Origin of the sequence: Devosia geojensis (genome assembly GCF_000969415.1) — a bacterium.
GTDB classification, from domain to species: domain Bacteria; phylum Pseudomonadota; class Alphaproteobacteria; order Rhizobiales; family Devosiaceae; genus Devosia; species Devosia geojensis.
The window spans coordinates 21,298-38,548 of sequence record NZ_JZEX01000185.1 but is presented as its reverse complement, the minus strand read 5'-3'; the positions used below and the strand labels follow the sequence as shown (position 1 = coordinate 38,548).

Genomic DNA, 17,251 nt, shown 5'->3' with positions numbered 1-17,251 from the left:
GTGGCGGCATCGGTCCTTTCGGCGGCGAGCTATGTCCTCGCCGATGCCGGCGTGCCGCGCGCGCTGATGGATACGCCCGCTTGCCCAGAGGTCGGCCGCTTCGACGTGACCGTCACCGACGGCGTCATCGCCGCCATCGGCCCGGCGGGCTCGGGCGAGCGCACGCTGCCGCGCCACGACTGCGACGGCGGGCTCGTCCTGGCGTGCTTTGCCGACCTCCACACCCATCTCGACAAGGGCCATATCTGGCCGCGCCGGCAGAACCCGGACGGCACCTGGATGGGGGCGCTGCTTGCCGTCAAGGCCGACCGGGAGGCGCACTGGGCGGCCGCAGACGTCGCCCGGCGCATGGATTTTGCCCTGCGCTGCGCCTACGCCCACGGCACCGCCGCCATCCGCACCCATCTCGACAGCGCTCCGCCCCAGCACGAGATCACCTGGGACATCTTCGAGGAGGCGCGCGGCAACTGGGCCGGCCGCATCGAGCTGCAGGGCGTGGCCCTGATGGGGCCGGACATCGTCCTCGACAAGCCGGCGCTGCGGGCCGTCGCCGAGCGGGTGAAGGCCGCCGGCGGCATCCTCGGCGGCTCAAGCGCCGTCCATCCGGACAACCGGGCGATCATGCGCAACCTCGTCGAGGTCGCCGGCGAATTCGGGCTCGACCTCGACCTCCACACCGACGAGACCGGCGATCCGTCCGCCGATGCGTTGAGAAGCTTTGCCGAGGCGATCCTTGAAACAGGTTTCGCCGGCAGAGCCGTCGCCGGCCATTGCTGCGCGCTCGCCCGGCAGGACGAGGCGACGGCGCGGACCACCATCGATCGCGTCGCCGAGGCGGGCATCGCCGTCGTCTCGCTGCCCATGTGCAACATGTACCTGCAGGACCGCGATGCGGGCGGGGCCTATACGCCGCTCTGGCGCGGCGTGACGCTCGTCAAGGAGCTGAAGGCCGCCGGCGTTGCCGTCGCCATCGCTTCCGACAACACCCGTGATCCCTTCTACGCCTATGGCGACCTCGACGGGATGGAGGTGCTGCGCGAGGGCGCGCGCATCCTCCACTTCGATCATCCGCAGAATGCCGCCTGGCCGTGGGCGCGCTCGATCGGCGCCGATCCGGCCGCGATCGCCGGCTTTGCCCATACCGGGACCATATCGGTGGGCCGGCCGGCGGACTTCATCCTCACGCGCGCCCGCACCTGGACCGAGCTGATGGCGCGCCCGCAGGCGGATCGCTTGGTGGTGCGCGCGGGGCAAGCCATCGACACCACCCTGCCCGATTACCGCGAACTCGACGACCTGATGGGAGTTGCCATTTCATGACCATTGCCGCCTTCCGCGCCGATCTCGGCGACATCCCAGTCGAGGACCACCCCCGCATCGTCCAGCAGAGGAGCCGCGACCACTACTGGTATTCGCCGGTGCTCAAGGCCAAGCTCGATCACGTGACCGCCGAGGTCGTCGTTTCGCCCCGGACGCAGGAGGAGGTGAAGACCGTTCTCGCCGCGGCCTATCGGCACAAGGTCGCCGTTACCCCACGCGGGGCCGGCACCGGCAATTACGGGCAGGCCTTGCCGCTTGCCGGCGGCGCGATGCTCAACCTCATGAACCTCGACCGCGTCATCGACATCAAGCCGGACCGGGTGCGCGCCGAAGCGGGGATCGTCCTCGAAAAGCTCGACCAGCAGACGCGGCCGGCCGTCGGCGGGGAACTGCGCTTCCATCCCTCGACCTACCGCATGGCGAGCCTTGGCGGGTTCATCGCCGGCGGCTCGGGCGGGGTCGGCTCCATCCGCTGGGGCGGCCTCAGGAATCTCGGCAGCATCCTTTCGGTCAAGATCATCACCTGCGAGGAGAGCCCGCGCGAAATGGAGCTGACCGGCGAGGACGTCCTCAAGGTCGCCCACGCCTACGGCACCAACGGCGTCATCGTCGAAGCCGAGATGCCGCTGGCGCCCGCCTGCGACTGGGTCGACATCATGGTCGGGTTCGACGATTTCCTGGCCGCCTGCCGCTTTTCCGAGGCGATCACCGCCCAGGACTCGCTGCTCTTGAAGGAGGTCGCGCCGTGCGCGGCGCCCATCGGGCAGGACTATTTCAACCGCCATAAGCCCTATATCCGCGACGGGCAGTCGGTGGTGCTGATCATGGCCGCGCCCGTGGCGGTCGAGCCGGTGCTGATCCATCTCGCCTATCACGGCGGTGAGGTGCTCTACCGCTCCGACAAGGCGAGCGAGGAGGAGCTGCGCCGCCTGCCGCCGATCTACGAGCTCGCCTGGAACCACACGACGCTGCGCGCCTTGAAGGTCGACCCGTCCATCACCTACCTGCAGACGCGCTACCCGACCCTCAAGCATGTGGAAAAGATCGTCTCGATCCTCGGCGACGAATTGCCCATGCATATCGAGATGACCCGGCAGGACGGCGCGGTGACCTTCGCCGGCCTGCCGCTGGTGCGCTATACGAGCGAGGCGCGGCTGGAGGAGATCATCGCCATCCACGAGGACAATGGCTGCGCCGTGTTCAACCCGCACCGCTACACCCTCGAGGAAGGCGGCATGAAGCGCACCGACGCGGCCCAGCTCGCCTTCAAGCGGCAGGCGGACCCGGCCGGCATGCTCAACCCCGGCAAGATGATCGCCTGGGACGATCCCGGGTTCGACCTCAATTCCGGGCGCGCCTGGCTGTTCCAGGGCCTCGCCGCCACGGCCGGGGCCGCCTGATGCGGGTGCACGTCGTCCACGCTCATCCCGTCGAGACGAGCTACAACCGTTCGCTGTTCCATGCCGTGGTCGACGGGCTGAAGGCGGGCGGGCACGAGGTCGATGCCCTGAACCTCTACGACGAGGATTTCCCGGCAACGCTCAGCCGCGAGGAGCGGCTCAACTACCACGAGGTGCCCGGGAACATCACGCCGGCCGTCGCGCCCTATGTCGAGCGGCTGAAGGCGGCCGAGGCGCTGGTCTTCGTCCATCCGGTGTGGAACTACGGCTACCCGGCGATCCTCAAGGGCTATTTCGACCGCATCTTCCTGCCCGGCGTCAGCTTCACCCTCGAGGGCGGCAGGGACAACCAGAGCGGCACGCTGGTGCCGGGCCTCAGGAACATCCGCAAGGCCGCGTTCGTCACCACCTATGGCGGCAACCGCTGGCGCTCGTTCCTCATGGGCGACCCGCCCCGCCGCCTCGCCAACCGCTGGGGCTGGGTCACCTTCGGCTCGCGCCCGAAATATCTGGCGCTCTACGACATGAACAACAATGGCGAGGACGAGCTCAAGGGCTTCATCGCGAAGGTGCGCGCGGAGATGGCGCGGTTCTAGATCGTTTCGCGATTGGTCGGAAACACGAGCCGGTCGGCTCCCCTCCCCCTTGAGGGGAGGGGCTGGGGGTGGGGGGAAGCATCGGCGGCTCACCGATCCCCCCCACCCTCGATCCCTCCCCTCAAGGGGGAGGGAGGCGATAGAGCCGCTGATTCTATCAATCCATGAACGGCTCTAGCCGCGCCGGCTCAGGTCTGCGAGCCGTTCTCCACCGCCGCTTCGAGCTGCGCGTCGGGGATGTCGTCGAAGGACGCGTAGTTGAGGTTGTAGAGCTTGGAGTAGAGCCCGCCCTGCGCCATCAGCTCGTCGTGGTTGCCGCTCTCGATGAGCTGGCCGTTCTGCAGCACGATGATGCGGTCGGCCCCGCGGATGGTGGCGAGGCGGTGGGCGATGACGAGGCCGGTGCGCCCCTCCAGGAGCTTGATCAGCGCCTTCTGGATCAGCATCTCGGTGTAGCTGTCGATATTGGCCGTCGCCTCGTCGAGCACCAGGATCTTGGCGTCGGCGACGAGCGCGCGCGCGAAGCTGACGAGCTGGCGCTGGCCGAGCGAGAGGTTGCCGCCGCGCTCCTCGAGCCGCGTCTCGTAGCCGTCGGCCAAGCTCATGATGAAGTCGTGCGCGCCGACGGCCTTGGCCGCTTCCACCACGTCCTCGAAAGACGCGTCGGCCTTGTGGTAGCGGATGTTCTCGAAGACCGACCCGGTGAAGAGGAACGGCTCCTGCAGCACCATCGCCACCTGCCGGCCAAGGGATTCCTGCGTCAGGTCCCGCACGTCATGGCCGCCCACCCGAACTTCACCCTGCTGCACGTCGTAGAAGCGGTGGACGAGGGCCATGGCGCTCGACTTGCCCGAGCCCGTGGGGCCGACGAGCGCCACCGTCTCGCCCGGATTGACGCGGAAGGAGACGTTCTTCAGCACCGGGTGCTTGGGGTTGTAGCCGAAGGTGACGTTGCGGAACTCGACCGAGCCGTCCATCTCGCCCGAGAGCACCGTGGCGTCCGGCTTGTCCTTGACGTCGATCCGCACGTCCAGCACTTCGGTCAGGCGCTGGCCCGAGGCCATGGCGCGCTGCATGACCGAATACTGCATGGTGAGCGAGCGGATCGGGTCGAAGAAGCGCTGGATGTAGAAGAGGAACGCCACCATCACGCCGACGTCGAGGGTGGTGTTGACCACCATCGAGCCGCCGACGACGATGACCACGGCCATGGCAAGGCCCGTCAGCGAATCGACGATCGGCACCATCACCTGGGCGTATTTCGAGGCGGTGAGGTGGGTCTTGAGATTGGCGTGCGCCTTGTCGTCGTAGAGCGTGAAGTTGACCTGCTGGCGGTCCATCGACTGCACGGCGCGCACGCCGTGGATCGCTTCGGCGAGCGCGCCGTTGGTCACCGAATTGGTCTCGTGCGCGGCCATGAAGGCCTTGCGGGCCCGCGGCAGCCAGAAGATGCGCACGATGAACAGGACCGGCAGCACCGAAAGCGTCAGCAGCCCCAGGCGGAAATCGAGCCAGAGCATCACCCCGACGATGCCGAAGAGCAGCACGATATCGCCGACCGAGAGGACCGAGGTCTCGAGGAACTCCTGCATGGAGTTGACGTCGCCCTGCAGCCGGCTCATCAGGCGCCCGACCTCGGTCTTGTCCATGAAGGAGAGCGACACCCGCTGCAGGTGCTCGAACATGGCGCGGCGGATGTCGAAGAGCACGTTCTCGGCGACCTTGCCGACCACCGTCTCCTGCACGTAGCTGGCACCGAAGTTGATGAGGATGGTGACCGCGAACGCGGCGACCGCCCAGCCGAGCGCCGCGGCGTTCGGGTTGCCCACCGCCATGCCGTTGTCGATGGCGTAGCGGATGATGAGCGGGATGACGAGCTGGGTGCCGGTGAAGACGAGCACGGCGGCGACCGATATGGCGACCTGCGTCCTGTAGGGCGAGACGAACGCCCAGATGCGGCTGACGATGCGCCCGTCGAACGCCTTGCCGAACATCTCCTCTTCGATGCGGTGCGAGCCGACGACCGCCCGCGGCGGGCGCCGCCCGTCCTCGCGCACGTCGTTGCGTTCGGTTTCGAGCTCCTCGCTCATTGCGCGGCCCCCTGCACTTCGTTCAGCACGTCGTCGCCCGGGCGCACCTGCAGGTCGTAGAGCGCCTTGTAGCGCCCGCCCAGGGCCAGGAGCTCCTCATGCGTGCCGCGCTCGACGATCTCGCCGTTCTCGATGAAGAGGATCTGGTCGGCATGCATCAGCGACGAGAGGCGGTGGGCGATGATGATGGTCAGCCGGTCCTCGGCGTATTTCCTCATGGCGGCGCGGATGCGCTGTTCGGTCGCCGCGTCGATGGCCGCCGTCGAATCGTCGAAGACCATGACGGCCGGCTGCAGCATCAGCGCCCGCGCGATCGAGAGGCGCTGGCGCTGGCCGCCCGAGAGCGATACGCCCCGCTCGCCGACGACGGTGCCGTAGGCCGAGGGCAGGCCGAGCACGTAATTGTGGAGCTGGGCCGACTCGGCGGCCCGCTCGATGCGCCGTTCCTTGGCCCAGGGGTCGCCATAGGCGATGTTGTTCTCGATGGTGGTGGTGAAGAGGAACGAGTCCTGCTGCACCACGGCCACGGCCTTCCTCAGCGTCGCGAGCGTCGCCTTGCGGATGTCCTGCCCGTCGAGGGTGATGCGCCCGCCGGTGACGTCGTAGAAGCGCGGGATGAGGTGGGCGATGGTCGATTTGCCGCTGCCCGGCGGACCGACGATGCCGATGGTCTCGCCGCGCCGGCCCGTAAAGGAGACGCCCTTCAGCACCGGACGCGCCTCCTGGGCGGGATAGGCGAAATCGACGTTCTCGAAGCGCAGCGTGCCTTCGGTCACGACCAGCGGCTTGGCGTCCGGCGCGTCCTTGACGGCGATGTCGAGGTCAAGCAGGCCGAAGAGGCGCGAGCCGCAGGTCGAGGCGCGGGCGAACGAGTTGACCATGAGGCCGAGCTGGCGCACCGGCATCTGCAGGATGGTCATGAAGGTGAGGAACGAGGCCAGCGTGCCGACGCTGATCTCGCCCGCCATCACCTTGATGCCGCCGAACCAGAGCACCAGGCCCATGGACAGGAAGAACGAGAAGGTCATGGCGCTGGTGTTGCGCACGCGGATGCCCACGCGCTCGTGGGCGAGGCTCAACGCGCTCTTCGAGGCCTTGTCGAACTTGCCCATCTCGTGCAGCTGGGCGGCGAAGGCGCGCACCACGCGGATGCCGCCGAGGTTCTCCTCCATCACCCGCGTCAGCACCGAAAGGCGCTCCTGCAGGTCGAGCCAGGTGGAGCGCAGGCGCAGCTGCGTGACCGACGAGCGCCAGGCGACGAACGGCACGAAGCTCAGCGCCACCAGCCCCAGCAGCAGATCGGTCGAGAGCAGCAGATAGGCGCCCACCCCGATGAGGATGGAGAGCAGCACCACGCGCACCAGCGCCGTCGAGAAGAACATGCGCACGCCCTCCAGGTCGAGCATGCCGATGGTGATGAGGTCGCCCGAATGCACCTGGTCGTGGAAGGAGAACGAGAGGCGCTGGATCTTCTCGTAGCAGGCGAGCCGCAATTCGTAGCCGATATGGTGGCCGACCGATTCCGAATAGTAGTTCTGCGACATGGTGAAGAGCCCGCGCAGGATGCTGACGATGAGCAGCACCAGCGCCGTCATCCACAACGCCTCCTCGGCCGCCGCTCCCGCCGCGCCGCCGGTGAAGGCGGCCTGCGTCTCGTCGACCGCGCGCCCGAGCAGCAGCGGGATCATCAGCTGCAGCCCGGCGGCGACGATGGTCGAGCCGATGGCGATGCTCACCTGCCAGGGGTGCCTGAGGGTCATGCGGGTGATCCGCAGGAGAGTACCGAGGCCCCGGCCCCAACCGGCCGCCTCCACATGCGCGAGCGGATTCCCCCGCCGTCGCGCGCTACCTATCGCATCGCTGCTCAAAATGTGTTCCAGACTGCAATTTGCCCGGACGGGCGCCGGCCGAGTCTGGCGACTCGCCGGTGAAATCAACCACTCGCCGGATAATAAAGGCCCATTCGCAAGCCCCGCGCAAGCCTCCTGGCGCCCTTGTATGGCAGATTTTTGACGCAAGCCGCCGACGTGTGGCCCGGGCGCCGCCGAAGAGCGGCTTTCCGGGCCGATGCCCCGCCTATTTCGACTTGTAGCGCAGCATGATCGTGCTCACCGTCTTGAAGAGGATCAAGAGGTCGAGGTCGAAGGAGATGTTCTTGACGTAGTAAAGGTCGTATTCGAGCTTCGTCCTCTCCTCGTCGAGATTGCTCGCATAGCCGTGCGAGACCTGCGCCCAGCCGGTGAGGCCCGGCAGCACCAGCTGCCGGTTGATGTATTGCGGCACCGAGCGCTCGAGCTTGCGCGCGATGTCGACCGAGACCGGGCGCGGCCCGATCCAGCTCATGTCTCCACGCGCGATGTTGATGAGCTGCGGCAGCTCGTCGAGGCGCAGCTGCCGCAGGATCCGGCAGCCGGGCAGGATGCGCGCGTCGTCGGTCTGGGTGGCCGCCTCGCCCGCGCCCTTGCGCATGGTGCGGAACTTGTAGAGGCGGAAGACCGAGCCGCCATAGCCTCTGCGCAACTGCACGAAGAACACCGGGCCGCCGTCGATCAGCCGGATATAGATCCAGATCAGCGCGCCGACGACGACGGCGACCGGCGCGAGCACCAGCACGGCGGCGAGGTCGATGGCGCGCTTGATCTTGGAATAGTAGATCTGGGTCGGCGTATAGGCGACATGGGCGAGGTCGAAATCCTCGATGGCGACGCGCCCGAGGAAGCCCTCGGCATATTTGGGCCAGGCGGCGATCTCGATGCCGAGCATGTAGAACCGCGCCATCACCTGCGCCCATTCCGGATTGTGGTGCGCTTCCGGGTCGATGAGGACGCAGTCGTAGTCGAAGGCGTCGGGCGAGTCCGGGGTGATCACCGGCACGGCCGGCCCCAGCACCTTGCGGGCCTCGCCGACGCCCGGATGGTCGAGCAGCGCGACGCGCCCGCGCTTCATGCGTTGAAGGCGCAGATTGGCATAGGCCATGCCGATGAGGGCGACGGGGAAGGTCCAGGCGAAGCCTGTGTAGCTGACGGGTATGCGCAGCGCCGAGAGCACGGCGACGACGAAGACGAAGACGACGCTCGCCGCTATGGCGCCGGAGGTGGCCGGCAGCTGGTTCTGGCGCATGGTGACCAAGAGGAACCCGGCCGCCACCGGCACCAGGGCGAGGCCCGCGCAGGTGCGCGCGATGTTCCACCAGTCGCTGCGTGCGGCCAGCAGCATGACCAGCACATAGACGCCGCACTGGACGAGCGCGACGGCCAGGACCACCAGCGAGATGGACCGCCAGTCCGAAAAATGCCGATGCCGCCGCACCAGCGCCCCGCGCTTCACGATCTCGAGGAGGTCCGGCACCCCACCGGATTTGCCGCGATTGTGAGTTTTCATCCGTCGCCGTCACTGAGCCTGTCGCAGAGACGGTCTAGCCCGAACCCGCCAACAGCGCCATAGCATCCGCGCCGGCACGTGTTGCGCCGGCCGGTCGGCCATGCAATAAGCCGCCTATGGACCGGTTCGCGGGCTCACACGACCCGCGCTGCCGGGGCGCCGCTGCAACAGGGACGTTCCCTCGACCGCTTCGGCCATACTCTCGCCGCAACTGGGGGAAACTTGGCAGCTGCAATCCGGCTCATGGACAAATCGTCGTCGAGCCCTGCATTTCCAAGACCCCGGAGTATCCAATTGTCGCGCAACGAAGATACGAGAAAGCGGTTGCGAATCAACGACAGTTCCCAAGCCTCGCGTGGCCGGCCATGACAGCAGACAGCCGCAAGCGCATGCCGTACATGCCGGGAAGCCTCGTCGCCATGTTGCTCAGCCCATGGCGGGATGGCCCGCTGCTTTGGGAACTGGTCAAGCGCGATTTTCTCGGCCGCTACAAGGGATCGTTCGCCGGGGTCGCCTGGTCGCTCGTCAATCCGCTCCTGATGCTGGCCATCTATACCTTCGTCTTCAGTGTCGCCTTCCGGGCGCGCTGGGGCGTGGCGGAGGAAAGCCAGGTCGACTTCGCGATCATCCTGTTCTCGGGGCTGATCGTGCACTCGCTCTTCGCCGAGTGCCTCAACCGGGCGCCAAGCCTGATCACCAGCCATCCGAACTACGTCAAGAAGGTCGTCTTTCCCCTCGAGATCCTGCCATGGATGGCGCTGGGTTCCGCCCTCGGCCATTTCCTCATCAGCTTCTGCGTCCTCGTTCTCTTCTGCCTCGTGACGGGTACGACCATACACGCGGGTGCATTGCTGCTGCCTGTGGTGCTTCTGCCGCTTCTGCTCATGATCCTGGGGCTCAGCTGGCTGTTGGCCTCGCTTGGCGTTTTCCTCAGGGATATCGCCCAGGTGATCGGCATGGTGACCATGATCGCCCTTTTCCTCGCGCCGATCTTCTATCCGATCGATGCGCTGCCCGTTCCCTATCAGGCGCTGCTGGCCTGGAATCCCGTGACTCTGCCGGTCATGAACCTGCGCGCGGTCATGCTGTGGGGCCAGCCCGTCGACTGGCTGGCCTGGTCGGCAAGCCTCGTCATCGGCGCGGCTATCTTCGGCCTTGGCCTTGCATGGTTCCAGAAGACCAGGAAGGGCTTTGCCGATGTCCTTTGACGATCCGGTCATCGATGTGAAGGGGCTCGGCAAGCGCTACGAGATCTACGATCATCCGCGCGACCGCCTCAAACAGATGGTGGTTCCCAAGCTCCACAATCTCGTCGGCCGTACCGGCCTGGGGCGAAATGGCGAGGCGCCCCGTTATTTCCGGGAGTTCTGGGCGCTGCGCGATGTGTCGTTCCAGGTCCGACCCGGAGAATCCCTCGGCATCATCGGGCGCAACGGCAGCGGCAAGAGCACGCTCCTGCAGATTCTGGCGGGCACCATGTCTCCGACATCGGGCGAAGTGAGCGTCGAGGGCCGCATCGCCGCCCTCCTTGAGCTGGGAAGCGGCTTCAATCCTGAGTTCACCGGCCGCGAGAATGTGCTCCTCAATGCGCGCATCCTCGGACTCTCCCAGCAGGAGGTGGAGGAGCGCTACGATCGGATCGTGGGTTTTGCCGATATCGGCGAATTCATCGAGCAGCCGGTCAAAACCTATTCGAGCGGCATGTTCGTGCGCCTCGCCTTCGCGGTGCAGGCTCATATCGATGCCTCGATCGTCATCATCGACGAGGCGCTGGCGGTCGGCGACGTGTTCTTTCGCCAGAAGTGTTATGCTCGGCTCGAAGCTCTGCGCAGCTCAGGAGCCGCGATCATCCTCGTCTCCCACTCGATGCCGGACATCGAGCAGTATTGCGAGCGCGCGATTGTGCTCGATCACGGCGAGATGCACTATGCCGGCCCGTCGGCGGAGGCGTCGAAGCGGTACTACCTGCTGAACCAGGCAGTGCAGCCGCCTGCGCCTGCCTCGGTCGAAACGCCGCCGCTGAGCGCTGAACGTTCCGGAGCCGAGGTGGCCCAGCCCAATCATGAGGCTTTCTTCGACGTCACGGGTCTGTCGCAGGTCAGCAACGGCAAGTCGCGTTGCACTCGCTCGGCGATCTGCAACGAGCAGGGCGAGGCCCGTACTCATTTCCGCCAGGGCGATGTGGTGGTTTTTTATTCCGAGTTCGCGGTCGATGAAGATATCGAGGTTCCCATCTACGGAACCGTCATTCGCAATGACCGTGGCATCATCGTTCACGGCAAGAACAGCTGGCAGGTCGAGATCGAAGCGCCCTCATTCGTCCCAGCTGGATCCACCGTCGCCTGCCGGCAGGAGGTCAAACTCGATATCGCTCCTGGAGAATATACCTTCGAGATTGGTCTTGCTGCGATCCCCGCCAAAATGTGGCAACGGCGCGAGAGCACGTCGCATGAGGAGTTCGATGCGAGCTTCCGTTCACTTTGCCATATTGCCCAAGCGGGATACTTCTCGGTCGGCGTCGCCTTGAGACATGGCGTCTCCACCCTGACCCATCATGGTGTAGCCGATCTGCCGGGCACGATAAGGATAGGCGCCAGGACCCATGCTAGAGCGCGGGAAGATGTCTTACATGTCGGTTGAAGTGCTGGTTCGCAGGAATAAAACGGCGAGATGAAAGTTCAGATATTGTCTAGTGAAGAGGTATTGAGTGGGTATGACGCCGTCAGCGCGCTCTATCCCCACATACCTTCCCTCAGCCATTGGCGCGCGTGGGAGTACGCCTCCTATCGTCATCACCGCATCGATGGCCGCATCCTTGACGTCGGATGCGGGGATGGACGCTATTTCAAGCTGATCTGGCCGAACGCGGACAACGTCGTGGGCGTCGACATGGATCCCGAGACGGCGGAGCACGGTCGTGCAAGCGGCGTCTACCGGGCTGTCCATACCGTCCCCGCCCACGAGATTCCCGAACCGGATGACGGTTTCGACCATGCCTTTGCCAATTGCTCGCTCGAGCACATGGATCATCTCGACGGCGTGCTCGCAGAAATTCAGCGTTGCCTAAAGCCCGGCGGGACGCTCTCGTGCAGTGTGGTGACCAACAGGTTCATCGACTGGGCGCTGATGCCGATGCTCGTGGCCGAGGCCGGTTACGAGCAGGCGGCGCGCGCGCTGGAGAAGGATTTCCTCGATTTCCACCACCTCGCCAACCCGCTGACTGTCGCTGGCTGGACCGCCGCCTTCGAGCGGGCCGGTTTCACCGTGGAGCTCCACACCCCAATCCTGCCGCTGCACAACAGTGGCATTTGGGGACTGATGGACAGCCTGTGGCACGTAAAGCGCCGGGCAGGCGGCGAAATGGGGAGCCTGATCCAGCCGTTCCTTTCGGCAAATCCCAAGTTTCCGTCCGCTTATCGGACGGTCATCTCCGGCCTCCTCGAAATGGAGACGGACTGGAATGATTGCAGCGGCGCAGTCTTCAGCGTCAGGAAGGTCAAATGATGGTTTCGCGCAATTGCTGGTGCGGCAGCTCGCAGCTGCTCGAGTTCAGTTCTGAGTACGGCAGATGCGCCAACTGCGGCACGCTGGTGTCGCTGGTTGGGCTGTCGACCGAAGAGCTGCAGGTCAAAAACGACGAAGCCGATTTCTACGGCAAGCAGTACTGGTTCGATCATCAGAGCAAGGACCTGGGCTTCCCGGACATCCACGCACGGGCACGGCACGACCTGACCGATCGCAACCTGCACTGGCTGAGAACGCTGCTGCGGTATCGGGTGCCGCCCGCCAAAGTGCTGGAGCTCGGCTGCTCGCACGGCAGCTTCGTCGGACTGTTACAACAGGCCGGTTATGATGCCTCGGGCCTCGAAATGAGTCCGTGGGTCGTGAACTTCGCAAAAGAGACTTTTCAGATACCGGTGTCGGTCGGACCGGTCGAGACCCTCGATATCGCTCCCGGCAGTCTCGATGTCATCGCACTTATGGACGTCCTCGAGCATCTGCCCGACCCCGTGGGCACGATGAGGCATTGCCTCGACCTGTTGGCGCCGGGCGGATTCCTGCTGATCCAGACGCCACAGTTCCGCGAGGAGATGACCTATAAGGGATTGGTCGAGACCCAGGGACCTTTCCTCGAGCAGTTCAAGTCGAACGAGCACCTCTATCTCTTCACCAAGGACTCCGCTGCCCGCATGTTCGCGCAATTGGGCGCCGAACACATCGTCTTCGAGACCGCGATCTTCGGGCAATACGACATGTTCTTCCTTGTGAGCCGGCAGCCCTTGAGAGAAGTTGCAGTAGAAGAAAGCGAGCGCGCGCTGCAGGCGAGCCCGCAAGCGAGGTATGTACAGGCCTTAGTCGATCTGGCAAAACGAATTGATGTCATAGAAGAAGATCGCGCCGACCGCCTGGAGCAGATACATACACTGACGGCCATGGTTCACAACCTAAACAAGGCCAAGCAAGGATAACCTGGCCAACCATGCCATCCAAACGCCGCACCCCCAAAATTTCGATTGTAACGCCTTCGTTGAATCAGGGACAGTTTTTACAAGAGTGCCTAGACTCTGTGAGAGCTCAAGCCTGGCCCGATTACGAGCATTTCGTTGTCGATGGCGGATCGACTGATGGTACGGTAGAGCTTCTCAAGCGTAATCAGGATCATCTAACAGATTTTCTGATCGAAGGCGATGAAGGGGCTGCTGATGCGATCAACAAAGGCCTGTTAAAGTGCACAGGTGACATCGTTGCTTGGCTCAACGCTGATGATTACTACCTGCCGGGTGCTTTCGAAAAGGTCGCAGAAGCCTGGCGTGCGAACCCCGACGCGGGCTTCTGGTTCGGAAATGGACTTCGAGTGACCGAGGACGGCACGGTCAAGGCGGTCTTCAATCCCAACCGGGTTGTTTATAACCACCGGGCCCTCGTAGAGGGCCTGGATTATATTCTGCAGCCATCCACTTTTATGAATGGTGCGGCTCTCAGAGAAGTCGGTTACCTAGACTCCAGCCTGCGTTGGTCTTTCGACTGGGATCTTTGGGTGCGCCTAGCCCTCCATTCGCCTCCTGAAGCGATCGAAGCCCATCTGGCCGCGTCCAGAGAATGGGGGGAAACTCTAACTGCCAATGGCGGCTTCCAGCGTGCGGAAGAACTGCGCAGTATGATCGAGAGGCACAGTAATAAATCGATCACCTACGGAGCAGCCTGCTATTGGCTCAATACAGTCACAGCTGTACTGGACGACAGAAAAAATGATTTCGGAGAACAGGTCCAGAAAGCTGCTCGCGATTTCTGGTTCGTTTTGCAGAAGGAAATGCAGCAGGAAATCGGCGTGGACTCGCTCGGGATGCCCACTAAACCGGGAGAGGCGATCGATCCCCTGATCGTTGCAGTCGATTTATACCCGCTTATAGCAGGCGTTTCCGGAGGCATTGTTCCTTGGATAGAAGGCGTGCTGCGCGAGATGGTTCGACTTTATCCCATGGACCAAGTTGTCATGTTCCATCGCCCCGGCCCGCCCCCGGTCCGGATCGTTGGTGACAACGTCACATATGTACCACTTCACGAGCACCCGATCCTCTTTTATGAGGAGATGACACGGCATTGCGAGAATGCGAATGCTCAGGCGATCATCCGGACGTATCCGCAAGAGCTTCATCCCGCGCTCCCCTTCGAGCATCAGATTTTCATAATACCTGACATCCAGCACGAGCATTTTCGGGAGTTCTTCTCGCGCCACGTGCTGGCGACGCGCCGGCGTGCCTTCGCATATGCGCTCTCCTGCGGCGGGGCCGTGGCCACCATGACCGATCATTCCCGCTCGACGGTGGTGAACAACCCCTGGACCATGAGCGACGACGTTTTCCTCATGCCGGCGGCATTGCCGGAAGAATTGCGGGACAGTTCGGCAGAAACCAAACTGGCCGAACAGGTTGGGGTCTTCGAGCGATTTTTCTACATGCCGGCCAATCTCTGGCCGCACAAGAACCATCGCCGTCTGTTCGAGGCGTTCAAGCGCGCGCTGCCGGATCTGCCTGCGGGCACCGGGCTCGTTCTCTCCGGCAACCCGGAAGGGTTGGCCGACGTGATGGAGGGTTATGCCGACCTGCCGATCCTCCATCTCGGATTCGTGCCGCACGAGCAGGTTTCGGCGCTTTTCCGCAATGCGGATGCCCTGGTCTACTTCTCGTTGTTCGAGGGTTTCGGCATGCCGGTGCTGGAGGCGTTCCATCATGGAACGCCGGTGCTATGCAGCAACACGACGTCATTGCCGGAGGTCGGGGGGGACGCGGTGCTTGCATGCGATCCGACCGACATCGATGCAATGGCAGGGCTGATGGGTCGTATCCTCAACGAGGAAGGTCTCAAGGAAAAGCTGATCGCCAAGGCGCCCGCGCGGCTGGCGGCGTACGATTGGGCGACACCGGCCCGCGCGCTGCGCGCTGCGCTCAAGCGCCGCGCCCATGCCAAACCCAGGCAAAAGGCGAAGCCGCTCGTCAGCATTGTCATGCCGACGCGCAACCATGGGCACTTCATTCGCGAATCCATCGACAGCGTGCTGAGCCAGAGCTATCCCAATGTAGAGCTCATCGTCATGGACGGAGCCTCGACCGACGACACGGTCGAGATCCTCAAAAGCTATGGTGAGAGAATCCGCTGGGTTTCCGAGCCCGATAACGGCCAGGCCGATGCGATCAACAAGGGCATGGGCGAGGTCAGCGGCGACATTCTCGCTTACCTCAATTCCGACGACATCCTGCTGCCGGGAGCGCTCGAGAAAGTCGTCGACTACTTCAACGAGCATCCAGAGTGCGACATGGTCTATGGGGATGCCGATTACATCGACAAGGATGGGTACGTCACCGGCCAGTATGTGACGGCCGAGTTCTCCTTCGATCGACTCATGCACGATTGCTGCGTCTGCCAGCCTGCTGCATTCTGGCGCCGGCGCGCCGCCGAGCGGACCGGCGCGTTCAATGCCGACCTACAGACCGCGATGGACTACGAGTACTGGCTGCGTCTGGCCGCGGACGGCTCGATCATCCACTACACCCGACAGAAGCTGGCTCAGTCGCGGCTTCACGAAGACGCCAAAACGTTGGCGATGCGCGGCAAGATCTATGAGGAAGTCTTCAGGATCTGCAGGGAACAGGGCGGCTACGTGAGTTACAGCTACTACAACGGCCTCTGGTCTTATAAGCTCTACGAGAGCTGGCGGGGCGGGCCGAGGCTGCAGCGCATGGCACCGCGAATTTACCGCGTACCGGCTCTCGTGCACTTTGCCTCACAGGTCTTCCGTCTGCGTAAAGACAGGACCTCGCGCGTGCACGTAGCTCGAACGGTTTTCCATACGCTGGACCAGCGCTTCCCCTGGTTCGGTGTACTGATGCGCAAGGCCTGGAACCGCTCGGCCACCCTGCGCCGCAGCTTCAGCTGAAGGCTGATCAGTGTCGAAACGGGCGCTCATCACCGGCATTACGGGGCAGGACGGCTCCTATCTCGCCGAGCTTCTGCTCGAAAAGGGCTATCATGTTTTCGGGCTGGCGAGGCAGGAGAGCTGGTACCGGCCGAACTGTGCCAGCCACCTGGCCGGACGGGTCGATATCCTTTTCGGCGACGTGACCGAAGGCGTCGACATCGTACGCGCGGTCCAGGATGCCGAGCCGGACGAGATCTACAATCTTGCCTCGCAATCGCGGCCGGGCGAATCATGGTCGCGCGCGTCGGAGACGCTGCTGGTCAATGGCCTCGCAGCCGTACGGCTCTTCGAAGCGGTCCGCCACAACAGGCCTCAGGCGCGCATCTATCACGCTTCCTCCTCGGAAATGTTCGGCCAGACCGGGCTGGAACAGCAGAGCGAGACAACGTCCTTCAATCCGGTCAATCCCTACGCCGCCGCCAAAGTCTACGCGCATCACATGGCAGGCATTTACCGGGAGAGTTACGGGCTGCACATTTCCGCGGGGATATTGTTCAATCATGAGAGTGAACGCCGCCCGCTGCATTTCCTGTCGCAAAAAATCGCCTACGGCGCGGCCTGCGCGTGTCTTGGAATTCTCGATTCACCCGATCGGAACGAACGCGGCCGCCCCATGGTCGAAAACGGCAAGCTTGCCCTCGGCAATCTGGACGTGGCGCGCGACTGGGGCTATGCACCCGATTTCGTGCGGGCGATGTGGATGATCTCCCAACAGCCCAGATCACAGGATTTCGTCATTGGCACAGGCCAGCTCCATACGCTACGGGACCTCTGCGCAGTGGCATACAGAAGCGTCGGCCGGGATTGGCAGGACAGCGTCTACAGTGATCCGGCGCTGGTCAGGCCCCTGGAGCCGGGAACGACCAGGGCCGACCCTACTAAGGCTCACAAGGCGCTCGGATGGTATCCGAGTGTCAGCTTCGAGGAAATGATCGGGCGAATGGTCGCTGCCCAGGTTAAACGACTGCAACAACATTCCTAGAGAGA

12 protein-coding genes are annotated in these 17,251 nt (G+C 63.9%); 9 read left to right on the top strand and 3 right to left on the bottom strand.

Annotation, left to right across the window (positions count from 1 at the left end):
• From VE25_RS20115 to VE25_RS20105, 3 genes are read left to right on the top strand one after another with little or no spacing between them, the layout of a single operon-like run.
• Positions 1–1,320, top strand: coding sequence for a cytosine deaminase (locus VE25_RS20115; RefSeq protein ID WP_046110459.1), 1,320 nt, complete (start codon positions 1–3; stop codon positions 1,318–1,320).
• On the top strand, positions 1,317–2,720 hold the full coding sequence (locus VE25_RS20110; protein WP_046110458.1) for an FAD-binding oxidoreductase: 1,404 nt from the start codon (positions 1,317–1,319) through the stop codon (positions 2,718–2,720). Before VE25_RS20115 ends, VE25_RS20110 begins: the two co-directional genes overlap by 4 nt.
• Positions 2,720–3,316 carry an NAD(P)H-dependent oxidoreductase gene (locus tag VE25_RS20105; RefSeq protein WP_046110457.1) on the top strand — a complete coding sequence of 199 codons (597 nt, stop codon included), beginning with the start codon at positions 2,720–2,722 and terminating at the stop codon, positions 3,314–3,316. The genes VE25_RS20110 and VE25_RS20105 overlap by 1 nt, the downstream gene beginning before the upstream one ends.
• Positions 3,317–3,504: 188 nt before the next feature.
• On the opposite strand, the gene VE25_RS20100 is transcribed toward VE25_RS20105, so the two are convergent.
• The 3 genes from VE25_RS20100 to VE25_RS20090 form a co-directional block, all read right to left on the bottom strand.
• Positions 3,505–5,406 carry an ABC transporter ATP-binding protein gene (locus VE25_RS20100; protein ID WP_046110456.1) on the bottom strand — a complete coding sequence of 634 codons (1,902 nt, stop codon included), beginning with the start codon at positions 5,404–5,406 and terminating at the stop codon, positions 3,505–3,507.
• Positions 5,403–7,274 (bottom strand): ABC transporter ATP-binding protein, encoded by a 1,872-nt coding sequence (locus VE25_RS20095; protein WP_046110455.1) that lies wholly within the window; start codon positions 7,272–7,274, stop codon positions 5,403–5,405. The genes VE25_RS20100 and VE25_RS20095 overlap by 4 nt, the downstream gene beginning before the upstream one ends.
• 208 nt (positions 7,275–7,482) lie before the next feature.
• Positions 7,483–8,787 (bottom strand): sugar transferase, encoded by a 1,305-nt coding sequence (locus VE25_RS20090; protein WP_083989085.1) that lies wholly within the window; start codon positions 8,785–8,787, stop codon positions 7,483–7,485.
• A gap of 365 nt (positions 8,788–9,152) precedes the next feature.
• On the opposite strand from VE25_RS20090, the gene VE25_RS20085 reads away from it, so the two are divergent.
• From VE25_RS20085 to VE25_RS20055, 6 genes are read left to right on the top strand one after another with little or no spacing between them, the layout of a single operon-like run.
• Positions 9,153–9,995, top strand: coding sequence for an ABC transporter permease (locus tag VE25_RS20085; protein WP_244466992.1), 843 nt, complete (start codon positions 9,153–9,155; stop codon positions 9,993–9,995).
• Complete coding sequence (locus VE25_RS20080) at positions 9,985–11,427, top strand: ABC transporter ATP-binding protein (RefSeq protein ID WP_046110454.1); 1,443 nt, start codon at positions 9,985–9,987, stop codon at positions 11,425–11,427. Before VE25_RS20085 ends, VE25_RS20080 begins: the two co-directional genes overlap by 11 nt.
• 30 nt (positions 11,428–11,457) lie before the next feature.
• On the top strand, positions 11,458–12,291 hold the full coding sequence (locus VE25_RS22085) for a class I SAM-dependent methyltransferase (RefSeq protein WP_052732112.1): 834 nt from the start codon (positions 11,458–11,460) through the stop codon (positions 12,289–12,291).
• Positions 12,288–13,256: a class I SAM-dependent methyltransferase gene (locus tag VE25_RS20070; RefSeq protein ID WP_046110453.1), complete on the top strand. Its 969-nt coding sequence runs from the start codon at positions 12,288–12,290 to the stop codon at positions 13,254–13,256. Before VE25_RS22085 ends, VE25_RS20070 begins: the two co-directional genes overlap by 4 nt.
• An 11-nt stretch (positions 13,257–13,267) precedes the next feature.
• Positions 13,268–16,222: a glycosyltransferase gene (locus tag VE25_RS22540; RefSeq protein WP_083989084.1), complete on the top strand. Its 2,955-nt coding sequence runs from the start codon at positions 13,268–13,270 to the stop codon at positions 16,220–16,222.
• A gap of 10 nt (positions 16,223–16,232) precedes the next feature.
• A complete protein-coding gene (locus VE25_RS20055; protein ID WP_046110451.1) occupies positions 16,233–17,246 on the top strand; it encodes a GDP-mannose 4,6-dehydratase in 1,014 nt (337 codons plus the stop codon).
• The last annotated feature ends 5 nt before the right edge of the window (positions 17,247–17,251 follow it).

Bases quoted from the DNA above. Each gene is read 5' to 3' on its own strand.
- VE25_RS20110 (WP_046110458.1), top strand. From the start codon at position 1,317: ATGACCATTGCCGCCTTCCGCGCCGATCTCGGCGACATCCCAGTCGAG.
- VE25_RS20105 (WP_046110457.1), top strand. From the start codon at position 2,720: ATGCGGGTGCACGTCGTCCACGCTCATCCCGTCGAGACGAGCTACAAC.
- VE25_RS20100 (WP_046110456.1), bottom strand. From the start codon at position 5,406: ATGAGCGAGGAGCTCGAAACCGAACGCAACGACGTGCGCGAGGACGGG.
- VE25_RS20090 (WP_083989085.1), bottom strand. From the start codon at position 8,787: ATGAAAACTCACAATCGCGGCAAATCCGGTGGGGTGCCGGACCTCCTC.
- VE25_RS20085 (WP_244466992.1), top strand. From the start codon at position 9,153: ATGACAGCAGACAGCCGCAAGCGCATGCCGTACATGCCGGGAAGCCTC.
- VE25_RS20080 (WP_046110454.1), top strand. From the start codon at position 9,985: ATGTCCTTTGACGATCCGGTCATCGATGTGAAGGGGCTCGGCAAGCGC.
- VE25_RS22085 (WP_052732112.1), top strand. From the start codon at position 11,458: ATGAAAGTTCAGATATTGTCTAGTGAAGAGGTATTGAGTGGGTATGAC.
- VE25_RS20070 (WP_046110453.1), top strand. From the start codon at position 12,288: ATGATGGTTTCGCGCAATTGCTGGTGCGGCAGCTCGCAGCTGCTCGAG.
- VE25_RS22540 (WP_083989084.1), top strand. From the start codon at position 13,268: ATGCCATCCAAACGCCGCACCCCCAAAATTTCGATTGTAACGCCTTCG.